The following is a 16113-nucleotide window of genomic DNA, read 5'->3' on the forward strand; positions in this document are numbered from 1 at the left end:
GACATCATTGGAGCGATTACTATTACACTACAGTTTTAGTTTATCCCGCATTAACGGGCAGTAAGACTCCCACCTCAAAACTTGAGAGAAGTTTCACTTTATAATTGCTTCTTCTCTTATAACTGAACTCACAAACATCCCATTGTATTGCCACATACACCCCGCATATGTGGAGTGTATGGCTTGACTTAAGTTGGTATAATAGAAAAGCATTTGATATAGAAAAAATCTATACCATCTGCTTTTTTATTTATCCCGCATTAACGGGCAGTAAGACCCCTACCTCAAAATTCAGCGAAAGCAAAGAGGTTAGGTGGAGAATCAACGGCCCATAAAAGCCCGATTGGTTCAACTAATAATCAGTGGGGGATGAAGAAAACCCCCCACTGATTAAAGTTTCACTTTATAAAAATACTATTCAGGATCAATTTTAGTTAAAATAAAGATTGTCGATTTTCACAAATTATAAATGTCCAAATGTACTTGTGTTTGATAATAAGTTATGAAGCATGATATAAGTGTAAAAGAAGTGGAACATTTGGCTTTATATTTTTTGACCGAGAGTTTGAAATTGTAACCATAGTGAGAGGATTTGAGCTTAAAATGATAGATAATTTCTGGCGTGATTTACCACGACCATTTTTTGTACTTGCACCAATGGAAGATGTGACAGATGTTGTTTTTCGTCACGTCGTAAGCGAAGCCGGTCGACCGGATGTATTTTTTACAGAGTTTACAAACTCGGATAGCTATTGTCATCCAGATGGAATCAAAAGCGTGCGTGGCCGTTTAGTTTTTACAGAAGATGAACAACCATTGGTGGCACATATTTGGGGAGATAATCCCGAATATTTCCGTCAAATGAGTATTGGCATGGCAGAGCTAGGATTTAAAGGCATCGATATTAATATGGGCTGCCCTGTACCAAATGTGGCATCGAGAGGAAAAGGTAGTGGCCTTATCCTACGTCCAGACGTTGCGGCGGAACTTATTCAAGCCGCAAAAGCAGGCGGACTGCCTGTCAGCGTGAAAACACGACTTGGCTTTAAGGAGGTAGATGAGTGGAAGGAGTGGCTAACGCATATTTTCAAACAGGATATTGCGAACCTTTCTATTCATTTACGTACAAGAGAGGAAATGAGCCAAGTAGATGCACATTGGGAGCTAATTCCAGAAATCAAGGAATTACGTGACCGCATTGCACCAAATACACTACTAACAATTAATGGAGACATTCCTGACCGTCAAGTTGGACTACAGCTTGCTGAAAAATACGGTATTGATGGCGTTATGATCGGACGAGGTATTTTCAAAAATCCTTTTGCTTTTGAAAAAGAGCCAAAAGAGCATAGTAGTAAAGAATACCTTGATCTTTTAAGATTGCAGCTTGATCTTCAAGATCAATATGCAGAAGTACTGCCACGTTCCATCACAGGGCTTCATCGCTTTTTCAAAATTTATGTCAAAGGATTCCACGGAGCTGCTGAATTAAGAAATAACTTGATGAGCACGAAATCAACAGACGAAGTGCGTGCAATGCTTGATAAATTTGAAAAGAATGTTGATGGCACGGGGACAGTGAAATGATGTAACTCTTAAAAAGTAAGAGAATACCTGAGTGGCAAAGGTTTGAGAAGAAGGGGAAATCCTTTTATCTCAAACCTTTTTATTATGGTGTATCATTCCCCTTACTCCTAAACATCGAATAAATAGTAATGTCACCGAGTTTATCTTCACTTACTAATTGATAACCAAATTTTTTATAAAGCTCTACATTATCTTTATTCTCAGTATCAAGACCAATTCCTGTTGAGATAGGATCAGCATCAACAGTCTTATGAATCAATTCAAGTAAATGTTTTCCGATTCCTTTTCCTTGTTCTTTTGGATGAACACCGATACAGACTAGGTAATGATATGGTCTTTTTGGGCGCAGTGCACTTGTGATTTTCATGTAATGATTGATTTTCTTGAATGTTGACCACTCAATTTGAAGTGCGAATTGTGTAAGGATTTTCATTGACTTAAAATGTGTTGAAATTGATTTGAGGGGTTGTTGTGAATCAGGTGTTTCAATACAAGCTACTCCTTGGATGACTCCATTTAATTCTTTTCCTACAATGAGCTGATTTTTCACGTTTGCATATTCTAAAATAAAGTGAAAAAACTTGTTTATGGGTCGATTAGGGTTCTTGCCAAATAAATATATAAGTAAGGGGTCATTTGAAAAAGCCTTTTCAAATAATTCACTACACATTTTAAAGTCTTGCTTGTGAACTTTATTCATTTTAGGTCCCCCTTATGATGATATACAGCAAAACTGTAGATTACTTTCATCATATACATCATGTAAATAATGAAGATTACTTGTTCCAGTTCATGTCCAATAAAAAATAGCCCAATTAACCCGGATGTTAATAGAGCTCCTGCGAATGTTCGTTGGAATGGCATGGTTCGGATTAAATTGACAACAATTGCGCTTACTATTGTGTAGCTCCATACACTAAAGGCTATAGGCATAGAACTTCCCACTATCCATGCGACAAGAAGCGGTTGAACATGAATTGCGATAAAGGTCCACCTTGCTACGGGGCTTTTGTGATAATGGATATCTGTTCCATATGTGAGGTTAGCGATGACTCCTCCGGCAATATCAATATATAGAAGAAATAAAACAAGTTGTTGATACCATTTAAGTGTGGACCAATAGTCAATTGTTAATAAACCAACAACAGTTGCTGAAAATATGGTGAAGGTAATAATAATGGTTAACTCACTTTTGAACTGTTCACCACCGAATAATTCGTAAAAAAACTTAGGTATTCGAACTTTATCATTCTTCATCCAATTTCCTCCTTAAGATGTATTTAAAGTTATTATAAAACTAACCGCTCGGTCGGTCAATAATGTTTTTGACCGGTCGGACAGTTAATGCTATGATGAAATGGGTGATACGATGAAAGATGATTTAAGAATTCAAAAGGGATTAGAAACAAAAGACCGTATACGTGCAGCTGCAATTTCGATACTTGCACGTGAAGGTATGTCCGGCTTGAGTGCAAAAAAAATAGCAGACGAAGCTGGTATTAGTAAAAGTACAATATTTCATCATTTTCATTCTGTTGATGACATATTGGTAGATTTATTTGAAGTAATCACTTCAGAAGCTACACAATCATTATCAAGTTTTAATTGTGAATCATTAGAAGAATTTTTTCGTGCATTAGGTAAATTAACAATTGAACTGGCAGAGAAAAATAGAGAAACATTTATAGCTCTGTTTCATTACTTTAATTATGCATTGATACATCCAGACTATAAACATCGAATACACAACTTAAAGCAGCAGCTCATTAAGGTATATAGCAATTGTATGCAAGCAATCGAACCTACTAAACCTGCTGTATTAATTAATATTGCAGAAAGCATTGTTATTACACTTGATGCTTTTGGCATGCACTACTCATTAGATGGTGATAAAGAAAAGTTTCTGAATCAATGGAAGATACAATCAGATATGTACTGTCGGTATTTGAGAAGTGAATGATACAAATAGTGACTGTAAATTAGTTGAAGATGGAGAATCCCGGCTGATTGAAGTTTCACTTTAAGGAGGTCATTATGAAAAAAGTCGCTGTAATACAAGATTTATCATCTTTTGGAAAATGTTCATTAACAGCTGCGATTCCGGTTCTTTCGGTAATGGGAGTGCAGGCGTGTCCTTTACCAACTGCTGTATTGTCTTCACAAACAGGATATCCAAGCTTTTTTTGTGAGGACTTTACATCCAAAATGCAGCATTTCGAAGAGGAATGGAGCAAGCTTCATGTAACTTTCGATGGGATCCATACCGGCTTCGTAACGGGCCAGGAGCAAATTCATAACATTTTTCGTTTTTTAGATAAATTTCATACGAAAGAAACGCTTTTACTTGTTGACCCAGTCATGGGAGATACAGGTGAGACGTATAAACTGTTTACAGAAGAATTACTAATGCGAATGAGAGAACTTGTGAAATGTGCGGATGTAATTACACCAAATGTAACAGAGTGCTGTCTATTAACTGGACTATCTTATGAAAAACTACATAGCTATTCAAACGAAAGTGATTTTATGAAAGCATTAGAAGAAGCCGGAAAGACTTTGCAGCAAGAAACTGATGCGAAGGTAATCATTACTGGCGTGAATCCACCGTCAGCAAATACAGATAAGCAGTTCATTGGTAATATGTATTTAGACGAGAATAAAACCTTTTATAACGCAATTCCTTATAATGGCGCAAGTTATTCTGGTACGGGTGACTTATTCGCTTCTGTCATAATGGGAAGCATGATGCGAGGAGAAGACTTAGAGAAATCTGTCCAGCTTGCAGAGGCATTTTTAACAGCAGCCATTCGTGATACTTTCTTGGAGCAAGTTCCTGAAGTAGAAGGGGTTAACTTTGAAAAATATTTGAGGATGTTATTATAAAATACCTAATATCAAAGTGCTATTAATTTAAAAAAATAATAAAAGAATATATATAAATGCTCGTTTTATAATAGCTGAGCATTTTATATACAGCTACTATATACACGTTGGATATGTGAAGTGTGTGGCATGGCTTTCGATAGAGGATTAATAAGAGATGTAAATAGTTGATAATGACCGGCAGTTTTGTCGGTCATTTTTATCTTATAAACGCTCATTTCAAATAAAGTGAAACTTCAATCAGTGGGGGTTTTCTTCATCCCCCACTGATTGTTAGTTGAACCAATCGGGCATTTACGGGCTGTTTATCTCCCACCTAAACTTCTTCGCTTCTCTCAAGTTTTGAGGTGGGAGTCTTACAGCCCGTTAATGCGGGATAAATATTTTAAGCGTTTAAGAATTAAATACTATAGCGATAGTGTAAAAGGAGAAAAGGTAGTTTAAAATGATGGTAAAACTCTAAAGAATAAGAAAGATTTGAAAAAGGGGATAATTATGAATGAATTGCTTTATTTGGGATTTTTTCTAATATATTCAATTATGATTCTAGTATTAGGTAAACATGGTTTTGATAAAACTGACCATTTAAAAGGGTATTTTTTGGCTGGACGTAATCTTTCGTTATTTTCAAGTATTGCTTCTTTTGGAGCAACTTGGTTTAGTACTGCATCTATTTTAGGTTTACCAGGGTTAATATACGAAAATGGACTATCTGTTATTTGGACGACTGCATTCGCTTGGTTGTTAGGTGCCGTTGGACTTCTGTTTATCTCTTCTAAAATGTATACATATGAAATAGTTACAGTTCCTGAGTTTTTCTATGTTCGTTATCAATCTAAGCTACTTCAAGTTGCGATGGGGATCATATTAGTTATAAGTTATATGTTATATATTTTTATCCAAATACGAGGGTTTGGAATCGTAGTAAGTGAAATGTTAGAAATCCCTTATTCTATAAGTATATTTTTAATTTATTTGTTTGTATTATATACGACATTTGGCGGTTTGCATTCTGTTGCTCGAACGGACATTTTTCATTTTTTATTGATTATTATAGGTACAACTTTCGGTGCTGTTTTCATTGTGAAAGAAATAGGAGGATTAACACATTTATTTCAGATAGTAAGTGATTATGAAAAAGAAAATATAATTCCGCAATCATATATGAACTTTTTCCCAGATTATGGGTTTTCGTTTTGGACTCTATTAAGCGCTTTCTTTACATTAGGTTTAGGGGTAGCGGTTAATCCTCAATATATCGTAAGAATTTTATCAGCTAAATCGAAGCAAGTTGCTTTGCAGATGATTGTGCTTGGCTTTATATTTTTTGTTTGTATATATATATTGATTTTTATTATTGGTATAGGATCTAGAGTACTAGAACCAAACATTTATATGGATAATTCCGATGAAATATATCCATATGTGATTTCTTATTTATTACAGACACCATGGAAGGGACTTATTTTAGTTAGTGTCGTAGCAGCAGCTGTTTCAACTGCTAATTCTCAATTGCTTATTATGGCAAGTAGTTTCGTTTATGACATTAACAGGCCTTTAAGAAGAAAACAAATTTCTGATCAAAAGAAGCTTTCATGGACTCGTTGGATGATTTTTTTGTTTGCAACGATTTCTTTATTTATTGCATTTACTTCCCAAAAAGGAATGGTAACATTTAGCGGGAATATATGGGGAGGACTTGCGGTCTCTTTATTTTTCCCTCTATATGGCGGGGTTTTTACTAATAGAAATAAGGAAAGCGCCATTTGGTCCATGTTTGGCGGAATCATTACATATGGTATTTCATTTCTTTTCATACCAGGTGAGATACAACATATTTATCATCCGGTATTACCTTCTATGATTGTATCTGGGGTATTGTTTTTTTGGAAAGGTGGAGTAAAGCATGTTTAAGTCTATTGAAAGAAAAATATTAATTCCTTTTTTAATTATTGTTTTACTCCCAAGCATAATTATTGGCATCGTATCTATGTGGTCTAGTTATCAATCAGATAAACAATTAAAACAACTAGCGATTAACGAAACTCTTACAACAATTGAAAGATATGGTGAGGAACTGGACAAGCAAGTTAGAGAAGGAGAATTGACAGAAGAGAAAGCAAAGTCATTAGTAAAAATAATGATTTATAAAATAAATGGATTATATTTAAAAGACGAAAATGACGAAATAACGAAGCAGGGAATAGAGATTTCAAAAGAAAGCATAGATTGGAAATTGGAAGGGTCCTCTCAACTGGAAAGAGGATTTTTTAAAGAAAGTTTGGTGATTACAAAGGATTTACCATATTGGAGTTGGCAATTATCTTATCCAATGGAATTTTCTATTTTTACTGGATCTCTTCCGGATATTCAAAAATATATATTGTTAATTAGTATTATTACAAGCATTATTGCGGTAGAGTTAACGATTATCTTTTCCCATCACCTTTCAAAACCGATAAAAAATTTAGCGGAATTTTGTAGACAGGTTAGTAAGGGGCAAAAAGTAAAGGATCTTGACCTTAGCAGAAATCGTAAAGATGAAATTGGTATTCTTTCAAATTCTTTAGAAGAGATGGTTCAAAGATTAGATGAACATAATCAACAGTTAAGCAAAATGAAACAATTAAATGAGACCATTCTAAACAGTGTCCATGTCGGGATGATTCTTATGGTTGAAGATTCAGAATGGATATTTAATGATGCTGCAAAAAAAATGATAGAGGGTAACCCATTACTAAAAGAAAAGGTACGGAAAATCAATATTTACGAAACGAAAAAGCGGAGAGAAGAAATATGGGATTTTAAGTTAAATGAAGGAAAAGTATATTATGTAGTAAATTATTTGTCAGTAGAAAATATAGAGGGAAATCATCGATACATCATGACGTTTGAGGATATCACAGAAAGAAGAAAATTAGAACAACGGGTCGAACGAATGCAACGTTTAGCTTCATTAGGTGAAATGGCTTCAGGTATTGCGCATGAAATACGTAATCCACTTGCTGGGATAAAAACGACGACACAATTATTAATGCGACGTTTAGATTTAAGCGACGAAAACTTAGCATTAGCGGAAAATATGTTAATAGAGATTGATAGAGTAAATAAAATCATTACGAGTTTACTAAAATTCTCTCGTCCTATAGGTTCAAAGCCTCAACATATAAAGTTAAATGATACTGTGAAATCTTTATTTCTTTTAATGGATAGTGTGGTAAAAGAAAAGAATGTAAAATTATCTTTGGAAGAAAATAATCATTATGTTAGAGTGGACCGAGATCATTTAAGACAAATTTTATTAAATTTAATGATAAACGGGATAAACGCTATGCCAAATGGCGGGGAACTAAATATCTCAAGTAAGCGAATAGAAAATGACTTAACGATTGCCGTATCAGATACAGGTGTTGGAATAAAAGAAGAAATAATAGAAAAAATATTCAATCCCTTTTTCACAACAAACCCTGAAGGTACGGGTCTAGGTCTTTCTGTTGTCCATCAATTAATCATTCAAAATGAAGGAGAAATTTATGTGACAAGTAATGTTGATGAGGGGACGACATTTTTTATCACTTTTCCGATTGGAAAGGAGGCAGATGATAATGGCGGTTAAAATCTTAATGATTGATGATGAAATCACGTTAAGGCTATCATTACAAATGTTTTTAGAAGATGAAGGATATGAAGTGAAAACAGGATCTAATCTGGAGGAATGCTGGCATTTATTAGAGGAATTTCGACCGAAAATTCTTTTGTTAGATATCCATTTACCCGATGGAAATGGTCTTGATGCATTAAAGGATATAAAAGAGAAGTACCCTGATTTGGCTATTATTATGCTAACTGCTTATGGAGAGGCGAAAACAGTAGTGAAGGCTATTAAAGATGGGGCCTTTGATTATCTTACGAAACCATTTGAGTTAGAGGAATTAAATATTACCATTCAAAAATGGATGGAGCACTATCATTTGGAAAAAGAAGTAGAACGTTATCGTGAAGAAAAGCGTCGCATGAAATTAGCTGAAATGATTGGGGATAGTGACCAATTAAAAGAATTGAAATCGAAAATCAAATTAATAGCTGAAAGTCATAGTACAACAGTTTTAATTCGAGGGGAGACAGGGACTGGTAAGGAGCTTGTCGCGAGAAATATTCATAGGCAAAGTAACCGTCAAAACGGTCCCTTTGTAGCAGTTAATTGTGCAAGTATATCTCCTGACCGTATTGAACGTGAGTTATTTGGATATGAAAATGATGCATTTTCGGAAGGGTCACAGAAAAAAATTGGTTTGATTGAGTGGGCTGATAATGGAACGTTATTTTTGGATGAAATTGGTGATCTTTCTTTAGAGATTCAAGTAAAACTTCTTCGTTTTTTAGAAAATAAAAAGATAAAGCGAATTGGAAGTATCCATGACGTTGAAATCGATGTTCGGATCATTGCCGCAACAAATCGCTCTTTAGAGGAAATGATACAAAAGAATGAGTTTCGTTCAGATCTTTATTATCGTTTGAATGTAGTACCTATTCACATGCCAACTTTAAGAGAAAGAGGTCAAGATATTATTATTTTAGCTGAGCACTTTTTAAATGAATTTTGTCATCAAATGAGAAAAATAACGCCACAGTTACGCCCAGATGCAAAAAAACGCTTACTAAATTATTCTTGGCCCGGCAATGTACGTGAACTAAAAAATACGATTGAACGGATTGCAATATTACAACATGAAAAGGAAATTTCTGCTCACCATTTTGATTTTTTACATATATCAGAAACAAATGATACGTATGCTAAAGAGGGTGACCGAATCTTAATACACGAAAACTTCTCTTTAGAGAGCTATATCGAAAACGTCGAAAAAAAATATATTAAAGAAGCAATTCAAACAACAAAATGGAATATTTCAGAGGCAGCACGATTATTAGGAATTAGTCGGTATGCATTGCAGCGCAGAATTGAAAAATATGAAATAACATGAGCGAAATCGCCCGATATGGGCGATTTTTTTGTGCGTAATCCACTAAAATTTACTGAAAGTTTTGTGATAACGTATAGATAGGGAATAATAGGCTTAATTTTATCCCGCATTAACAGCCAGTAAAAGCCCGATTGGTTCAACTAACAATCAGTGGGGATGGAGAAAACCCCCACTGATTGAAGTTTCACTTTATAAATGGAGGAGGTATATGCATGGCATTAAAACAAAAAGAGATGGAAGCGCATTCAACAGGGGATGCTTCTACAAAGAGTAAATGGAGCGTTTTATTAGGAGCAGCTTTTTTAATGGGTACTTCCGCGATAGGCCCGGGGTTTTTAACTCAAACGGCCGTTTTTACGGAGCAATTATTAGCTAGCTTTGGATTTGTTATTTTAATGTCAATTATTTTAGATATTGGTGTTCAAGTTAATGTTTGGAGAATTATTGCTGTATCTAAAAAGCGAGGTCAAGATATTGCGAATATGGTATTGCCTGGTTTGGGATACTTTTTAGCTTTTGCGGTTGCCTTAGGTGGTCTTGCGTTTAACATTGGAAATATAGGTGGAGCAGGACTTGGAATGAACGTTTTATTTGGAATTGACCCTCGTATAGGGGCTCTAATTACTGGAGTCATTGCCATTGGAATTTTCCTTTCAAAAGAAGCTGGGGCAGCGATGGATCAAATTGCTAGAATATTAGGATTAATAATGGTGCTGCTAACAGTATATGTAGCATTTCAAAGTAACCCTCCAGTGAGTGAAGCAATTGTTCATACTTTTGCACCGGAAACGATTGATATGTTTGCAATTATTACACTTGTCGGCGGTACTGTAGGTGGATATATCACATTTGCAGGGGGGCATCGTTTATTAGATGCAGGAATTACAGGAAAAGAAAATCTTCACCATGTAACAAAGGGCGCTGTTTCCGGGATTGTTATTGCTTCCGTTATGCGTGTCTTTTTATTCCTTGCGGTATTAGGAGTTGTAGCGACAGGGTTTAAATTAGATCCAGCTAATCCTCCTGCATCTGTTTTCCAGCAAGCAGCAGGTGTAGTTGGGTATAAAATGTTTGGTTTAGTCTTATGGGCAGCAGGGATTACGTCAGTGGTTGGAGCAGCTTATACATCTGTATCATTCTTACGTACTTTATCAAACAAAATCGATCGTAATAATACAAAGGTAATTATTGGTTTTATTGTCGTTTCTACAATTATGTTTGTTTTAATTGGTAAACCAGTAACATTGTTGATTGTAGCAGGTGCATTTAATGGATTAATTTTACCACTTGGATTAGGAGCTCTATTAATTGCTGCACATAAAAAATCAATTGTTGGAGATTACAAACACCCATTGTGGTTAACGATTTTTGGAATTATTGTCTTTTTAGGAACGGCTTATTTAGCAATCGTCACGTTAATAAATCAAATTCCACAATTATTTTCTTAATATTTGAGGAGGATTAGGTGTGAAACTTGAATTTTATCCATTAGGAGATACAGGAACTCAAATTGTATTTGGAACCGAAATTTCTGAAGAAACGAATCAAAAAATTAGAATGTTCGCAGAACACTTAACAAGGCATCCAATTGGCGGAGTTATTGAGTGGGTACCGGCTTATACAACATTATCACTTTATTATCGCCCAGACATGATTACCTATAGGGAGCTTCGAGACAAGCTTGAATCGATTTATGAGAAAGTACAAGGAGAGGTGGAAAGTTCTACTTCTCTCATTTTTGAAATTCCTACTTATTATGGAGGAGAGACAGGTTCTGATTTATCCTTTGTTGCAGAGCACAATGGTATAAGTAAAGAAGAAGTCATATCTATTCATTCCAGTCAGGACTATCTTATTTATATGATGGGTTTTGTGCCTGGCTTTCCTTATTTAGGTGGTATGTCGAAGCGAATTGCTACACCTCGACGTGAAAATCCAAGGCCAAGAATCAATGTTGGATCAGTTGGAATTGCAGGGGAGCAAACGGGGATTTATCCTTTAGAAACACCAGGTGGATGGCAAATCATTGGCCAAACCCCGTTAAAGTTATATGACCCTAATAGTAATAATCCAATTTTATTATCTTCTGGCCATTATCTTCGTTTCGTCCCAATAAGTGAAAGCGAGTACGCTGAAATTGAAAATGCCATTAAGCTTGGTGAATACACGGTAAAGTACTTTGAAAAGTAAGGGAGAGATAAAGGTGAAGGCAATAGATTTAAATAGTGATTTAGGCGAAAGCTTTGGGGCTTATACAATTGGAAATGATGCAGAAGTGCTTAAATATATTTCATCCGCAAACATAGCTTGTGGCTTTCATGCTGGAGACTATAACGTCATGATGAACACAGTAAGATTAGCTAATTCTCTTGGCGTAGGTATCGGAGCACATCCGGGTTTTCCAGACCTAGGTGGATTTGGGAGGCGTGAAATGAAAATGTCACCTGATGAAATTTTCAATCTCGTTGTTTATCAAGTGGGTGCTATACAAGGTGCAACAGCTGTTTTTCATACAAAAGTTCAACATGTTAAACCACACGGAGCGCTTTATAATCTAGCTTCTAAAAATTGGGAAGTTGCCGAGGCAATTGCAAAAGCTGTGCATGCTGTAAATCCAAATTTAGTTTTATTCGGCTTAGCGGGAAGTGAACTAGTTCGGGCTGGGGAAGCAGCAGGATTAAAAGTAGCGCAAGAAGTATTTGCTGACAGAACGTACCAGCCGGATGGGACACTTACTTCAAGAACTGAGCCAAATGCAATGATTCATGATGTTGATCTTGCAGCTGAGCGTGTGCTGAGAATGGTTAAAGAGAAAAAAGTAACAGCAGTTAACGGACAGGATATCTCGATTCAAGCTGATACAATCTGTGTTCATGGAGATGAAGCAGAAGCTTTAGATTTTGTTAAAAAGTTAAGAAAAAAATTAATGGCTGAAAATATAAAAATCCAAAATTTTGGAGTTGAAAACAAATGACCAAACCTCTATTTCAGGTGATTAAGCCTGGACTTTTAACAACGTTTCAAGATCTAGGACGCACTGGCTATCAAGAATATGGAGTTGTTGTTTCTGGTGCGATGGATGATTATTCTTTGCAAATTGCAAACCTTTTAGTTGGAAATCAAAAGAATGAAGCAGCGCTTGAGATAACGATGATGGGACCAACGTTAAAAGTTTTAGAGGATGCTGTCATTTCGATATGCGGTGGTAATCTTTCGCCAAAAGTAAATGGAAAGCAGGCGCCTATGTGGAAAAGCTTCTTAGTGAAAAAGGATGAGGTCATTGAATTTGGCCAGCCAATTGAAGGAGCGCGTGCTTATGTTAGTGTAGCGGGAGGATTTGATCTTCCTCTTGTAATGGGGAGTAAATCTACATATTTGAAAGCTAAGATTGGCGGACTAGACGGCCGTGCTATTAAGAAAGATGATATTTTGTATGGAATAGAAACGAACCGTGCAGTAGCCGGACGTGCCCTTCATCTTGACGAAATTCCTCATTATGAAAGAGAAATTACCGTCCGTGTATGTTTAGGTCCGCATCAGCATGAGTTTCTTGAATCTTCGATAAAAACATTTTTATCATCGACATATGAGGTAACACCTCAATCAGACCGAATGGGTTATCGTCTCAAGGGACCTAAATTAGAACATAAAACGACAGCAGATATTATTTCTGAAGCAATACCTCTTGGAGGAATACAAGTTCCGGCAAATGGCGAGCCAATCATTTTAATGGCAGACCGCCAAACAACTGGTGGGTATACAAGAATAGCAACTGTTATTTCAAGTGATATCCCATTATTGGCACAAGCATTGCCTGGCTGTTCGATTCGATTTACCGCTGTATCAGTAGAAGAAGCACAGCGATTGTATGAAGAAAAAGCAAAGTTTCTACGTATTTTAGAAAAAGTTACAACAACGAATTATTAAACTTTGTAAGCATTAAAGGAGGCTTTTATATGTTAAAGTCAGAGGAGCTTTTAAAGCTTGTTGAGCGTATTGACGGAACAACAATAGATGAGGTCTATTATGAGAAAGATGGTTTTATTGTACGAGTAAAAAATCGAAACCTTGAATCTCAAGGACAACCTATTCAAAAGAATATAGAAACAGAATCCATACAAAGTCATGAAAAAGTAACTGATTATGATTCAAAAGAAATAACAGTAGTAAGTGAGAAGAAAGAGTTAGATGATGTAACTGATACAACCTATAAATTGGTTTCACCGATGGTAGGAACTTTTTATTCTTCTTCAGCACCAGATAAACCTCCATTTGTTAAAGTGGGTGATCACGTAACAGCGGATGCTAATCTATGTGTGATAGAAGCAATGAAACTTTTTAATGATGTTCAAGCTGAAGTTAATGGTGAGATTGTAGAAGTTCTTGTTAATGATGGTGAACTAGTAGAATATGGACAACCGCTATTCTTAATTAAGACAGAATAGGAGAATGCTAGATGGGAATAAAAAAGGTATTGATAGCAAATCGTGGAGAAATTGCTGTACGTATTATTAGAGCTTGTCATGAACTGGGTATACAAACTGTAGCTGTTTATTCTGAAGCAGATAAGGATGCATTACATGTTCAGTTGGCTGACGAAAGTTATTGTATAGGACCGAGATCCTCTAAGGATAGTTACTTAAATTACTTGAATATTATCAGTGTAGCAATGTCTACGGGGGTAGATGCAATTCACCCTGGGTATGGATTTTTAGCAGAAAATGCTCAATTTGCAGAGCTTTGTGAGGACTGTAATATTACATTTATTGGACCGAGTGCAGCTGCAATAAATCAAATGGGAATAAAGGATGTTGCTAGAGCAACAATGGAGTCAGCTGGGGTACCAATTGTCCCGGGATCGGATGGTATTATTGAAAGTAAAGAAGACGCTGTCAAACTTGCTGACGAAATGGGCTACCCTGTAATTATTAAAGCAACTGCAGGCGGAGGCGGAAAAGGGATTCGAATTGCCAATAATGAAAAAGAGTTAATACAAGGGATTGATATTACTCAACAAGAGGCTGCTACAGCATTTGGAAATCCGGGAGTTTATATTGAAAAGTATATTGAAGACTTTCGTCATATAGAGATTCAAATTCTTGCAGATAATTATGGAAATGTAATTCATCTTGGTGAACGTGACTGCTCTATTCAAAGGCGGTTACAAAAATTGCTAGAAGAAACTCCTTCACCGGCATTAGATCAACAGAAACGAGCAGAAATGGGAGAGGCTGCTGTACGAGCTGCAAAGGCTGTAAATTATTCTGGAGCAGGGACAGTTGAATTTATATATGATAAAAGTGGTTATTTCTATTTTATGGAAATGAATACACGGATTCAAGTTGAGCACCCTGTAACAGAAATGGTGACTGGAGTGGATTTAATTAAAGAACAAATTCAAATCGCTGATAATAAACCACTTTCCCAAACGCAGAAAGATATACAGATTAACGGGTGGGCGATTGAGTGTCGGATCAATGCGGAAGATCCAGATAAAAAGTTTATGCCATCACCTGGAAAGGTTGAGGCATACTTACCACCTGGTGGTTTTGGTGTTCGCGTTGATTCAGCAGTATACACAGGATATGTAATCCCGCCATTTTATGATTCGATGGTGGCAAAGTTAATTACTTATGGCTCAACACGCGATGAGGCAATTGCACGTATGAAACGTGCTTTACAAGAGTTTCGTATTGATGGAGTTAAAACAACGATCCCATTTCATAAAAAATTATTAAATCATGAGAAATTTTTAGAAGGGGATTTTAATACAAAGTTTCTTGAAATTTATGAATTATAATCATATCTAGTGGAGGCGATCCATCTTATGATGATAGAAAGTCCCAAAAAGCAAAGGCTTAAGTTTCGTGAAAATCTTGAAAGTATAACAACATCAGGATTATGTGATGGTTATCTTCAAGCAAATATGATTACACTTCCAGAAGAATATGCCTTTGAGTTCCTTTTATTTTGCCAACGTAACCCTAAGCCATGTCCGATTGTGGATGTGTTAGAGGTAGGTCAATTTCAGCCACATATAGCAGATGCAGATATTCGGACAGATCTCCCTAAATATCGTATATATCGTCATGGGAAACTAGAAGAGGAAAGACTTGATATTAAAGAATATTGGCAGGGGAATTTCGTTACCTTTTTATTAGGTTGCAGCTTTACGTTTGAAATGGCGCTAACAGAGGCGAAAATAAGTTTATTACATCAAGAAATGAATAAGGTTGTTCCTATGTATCAAACGAATATCCAGTGCAAAAGTGCTGGGCGTTTTAAAGGAAATATGGTCGTTAGTATGAGAGCAATTAAAAAGGAAGAGCTAATGAAAGTAATTGAAATCACCTCACAATTTCCATCAGCTCACGGTGCCCCGGTACATATTGGAGACCCATCCCTCATTGGGATATATGACATCGAAAAAACTGATTATGGAGAATTTACTCCATTTAGTGAGGACGAGGGAATTCCTGTATTTTGGGCTTGTGGTGTAACCCCTCAATATGTTGGATTAGAAGCAAAACCTGAAATTATGATTACCCATGCCCCAGGACATATGTTAATCACTGATCAAAAAGAATAGATGCTCTCGTATGTTTTTATTTTCATAAATCACGGTGAACTGTACCAGAAATAAAAATATCTATCCTAGTGT

15 protein-coding genes are annotated in these 16113 nt (G+C 35.9%); 13 read left to right on the forward strand and 2 right to left on the reverse strand.

Annotation, left to right across the window (positions count from 1 at the left end; translation table 11 throughout):
- Positions 1-603 precede the first annotated feature (603 nt).
- Positions 604-1587: a tRNA dihydrouridine synthase gene (locus tag BAMA_RS11175; RefSeq protein ID WP_034639047.1), complete on the forward strand. Its 984-nt coding sequence runs from the start codon at positions 604-606 to the stop codon at positions 1585-1587.
- 82 nt (positions 1588-1669) lie between these two features.
- Here the strand turns inward: BAMA_RS11175 and BAMA_RS23480 are convergent, their stop codons facing one another.
- Both BAMA_RS23480 and BAMA_RS11185 read right to left on the reverse strand, forming a co-directional pair.
- Positions 1670-2287 (reverse strand): GNAT family N-acetyltransferase, encoded by a 618-nt coding sequence (locus BAMA_RS23480; protein WP_051758927.1) that lies wholly within the window; start codon positions 2285-2287, stop codon positions 1670-1672.
- Positions 2284-2844 (reverse strand): hypothetical protein, encoded by a 561-nt coding sequence (locus BAMA_RS11185; protein ID WP_034639048.1) that lies wholly within the window; start codon positions 2842-2844, stop codon positions 2284-2286. The genes BAMA_RS23480 and BAMA_RS11185 overlap by 4 nt, the downstream gene beginning before the upstream one ends.
- A 100-nt stretch (positions 2845-2944) precedes the next feature.
- Between BAMA_RS11185 and BAMA_RS11190 the strand changes: the two genes are divergently transcribed.
- From BAMA_RS11190 to BAMA_RS11245, 12 genes are all read left to right on the forward strand, one after another.
- Positions 2945-3547, forward strand: a complete 603-nt coding sequence (locus BAMA_RS11190) for a TetR/AcrR family transcriptional regulator (protein ID WP_084157971.1) — start codon at positions 2945-2947, stop codon at positions 3545-3547.
- A 74-nt stretch (positions 3548-3621) separates the two neighbouring features.
- Positions 3622-4470, forward strand: coding sequence for a pyridoxamine kinase (locus BAMA_RS11195; protein WP_034639050.1), 849 nt, complete (start codon positions 3622-3624; stop codon positions 4468-4470).
- 495 nt (positions 4471-4965) lie between these two features.
- The gene (locus BAMA_RS11200) at positions 4966-6384 is read left to right on the forward strand and encodes a sodium:solute symporter family protein (protein WP_034639051.1); all 1419 of its coding nucleotides are present in this window, start codon (positions 4966-4968) and stop codon (positions 6382-6384) included.
- Positions 6377-8086, forward strand: a complete 1710-nt coding sequence (locus tag BAMA_RS11205; protein WP_034639052.1) for an ATP-binding protein — start codon at positions 6377-6379, stop codon at positions 8084-8086. The genes BAMA_RS11200 and BAMA_RS11205 overlap by 8 nt, the downstream gene beginning before the upstream one ends.
- Positions 8076-9452, forward strand: a complete 1377-nt coding sequence (locus BAMA_RS11210) for a sigma-54-dependent transcriptional regulator (protein ID WP_034639053.1) — start codon at positions 8076-8078, stop codon at positions 9450-9452. The genes BAMA_RS11205 and BAMA_RS11210 overlap by 11 nt, the downstream gene beginning before the upstream one ends.
- Before the next feature lie 233 nt (positions 9453-9685).
- Positions 9686-10900 carry an NRAMP family divalent metal transporter gene (locus tag BAMA_RS11215; protein ID WP_034639206.1) on the forward strand — a complete coding sequence of 405 codons (1215 nt, stop codon included), beginning with the start codon at positions 9686-9688 and terminating at the stop codon, positions 10898-10900.
- 19 nt (positions 10901-10919) lie between these two features.
- Positions 10920-11642 carry a 5-oxoprolinase subunit PxpB gene (gene pxpB, locus BAMA_RS11220; protein WP_034639055.1) on the forward strand — a complete coding sequence of 241 codons (723 nt, stop codon included), beginning with the start codon at positions 10920-10922 and terminating at the stop codon, positions 11640-11642.
- A 13-nt stretch (positions 11643-11655) separates the two neighbouring features.
- Positions 11656-12426 carry a LamB/YcsF family protein gene (locus BAMA_RS11225; RefSeq protein ID WP_034639056.1) on the forward strand — a complete coding sequence of 257 codons (771 nt, stop codon included), beginning with the start codon at positions 11656-11658 and terminating at the stop codon, positions 12424-12426.
- Positions 12423-13379 (forward strand): 5-oxoprolinase subunit C family protein, encoded by a 957-nt coding sequence (locus BAMA_RS11230; RefSeq protein WP_034639057.1) that lies wholly within the window; start codon positions 12423-12425, stop codon positions 13377-13379. The genes BAMA_RS11225 and BAMA_RS11230 overlap by 4 nt, the downstream gene beginning before the upstream one ends.
- Before the next feature lie 29 nt (positions 13380-13408).
- Positions 13409-13897 carry an acetyl-CoA carboxylase biotin carboxyl carrier protein gene (gene accB / locus BAMA_RS11235; RefSeq protein ID WP_034639058.1) on the forward strand — a complete coding sequence of 163 codons (489 nt, stop codon included), beginning with the start codon at positions 13409-13411 and terminating at the stop codon, positions 13895-13897.
- 11 nt (positions 13898-13908) lie between these two features.
- A complete protein-coding gene (accC, locus tag BAMA_RS11240) occupies positions 13909-15252 on the forward strand; it encodes an acetyl-CoA carboxylase biotin carboxylase subunit (protein WP_034639059.1) in 1344 nt (447 codons plus the stop codon).
- Positions 15253-15279: 27 nt separating this feature from the next.
- Positions 15280-16041 carry a putative hydro-lyase gene (locus BAMA_RS11245; protein ID WP_157405988.1) on the forward strand — a complete coding sequence of 254 codons (762 nt, stop codon included), beginning with the start codon at positions 15280-15282 and terminating at the stop codon, positions 16039-16041.
- Positions 16042-16113 lie beyond the last annotated feature (72 nt).

It is taken from the genome of Bacillus manliponensis (genome assembly GCF_000712595.1).
Taxonomy (GTDB): domain Bacteria; phylum Bacillota; class Bacilli; order Bacillales; family Bacillaceae_G; genus Bacillus_A; species Bacillus_A manliponensis.

Excerpts from the sequence above, each read along its gene's own strand:
- BAMA_RS11215 (WP_034639206.1), top strand. The coding sequence starts at position 9,686 with ATGGAAGCGCATTCAACAGGGGATGCTTCTACAAAGAGTAAATGGAGC.
- BAMA_RS11210 (WP_034639053.1), top strand. The coding sequence starts at position 8,076 with ATGGCGGTTAAAATCTTAATGATTGATGATGAAATCACGTTAAGGCTA.
- BAMA_RS11205 (WP_034639052.1), top strand. The coding sequence starts at position 6,377 with ATGTTTAAGTCTATTGAAAGAAAAATATTAATTCCTTTTTTAATTATT.
- BAMA_RS11185 (WP_034639048.1), bottom strand. The coding sequence starts at position 2,844 with ATGAAGAATGATAAAGTTCGAATACCTAAGTTTTTTTACGAATTATTC.
- BAMA_RS11200 (WP_034639051.1), top strand. The coding sequence starts at position 4,966 with ATGAATGAATTGCTTTATTTGGGATTTTTTCTAATATATTCAATTATG.
- BAMA_RS11175 (WP_034639047.1), top strand. The coding sequence starts at position 604 with ATGATAGATAATTTCTGGCGTGATTTACCACGACCATTTTTTGTACTT.
- BAMA_RS23480 (WP_051758927.1), bottom strand. The coding sequence starts at position 2,287 with ATGAATAAAGTTCACAAGCAAGACTTTAAAATGTGTAGTGAATTATTT.
- accC (WP_034639059.1), top strand. The coding sequence starts at position 13,909 with ATGGGAATAAAAAAGGTATTGATAGCAAATCGTGGAGAAATTGCTGTA.
- BAMA_RS11195 (WP_034639050.1), top strand. The coding sequence starts at position 3,622 with ATGAAAAAAGTCGCTGTAATACAAGATTTATCATCTTTTGGAAAATGT.
- BAMA_RS11190 (WP_084157971.1), top strand. The coding sequence starts at position 2,945 with ATGGGTGATACGATGAAAGATGATTTAAGAATTCAAAAGGGATTAGAA.
- accB (WP_034639058.1), top strand. The coding sequence starts at position 13,409 with ATGTTAAAGTCAGAGGAGCTTTTAAAGCTTGTTGAGCGTATTGACGGA.
- BAMA_RS11245 (WP_157405988.1), top strand. The coding sequence starts at position 15,280 with ATGATGATAGAAAGTCCCAAAAAGCAAAGGCTTAAGTTTCGTGAAAAT.
- BAMA_RS11230 (WP_034639057.1), top strand. The coding sequence starts at position 12,423 with ATGACCAAACCTCTATTTCAGGTGATTAAGCCTGGACTTTTAACAACG.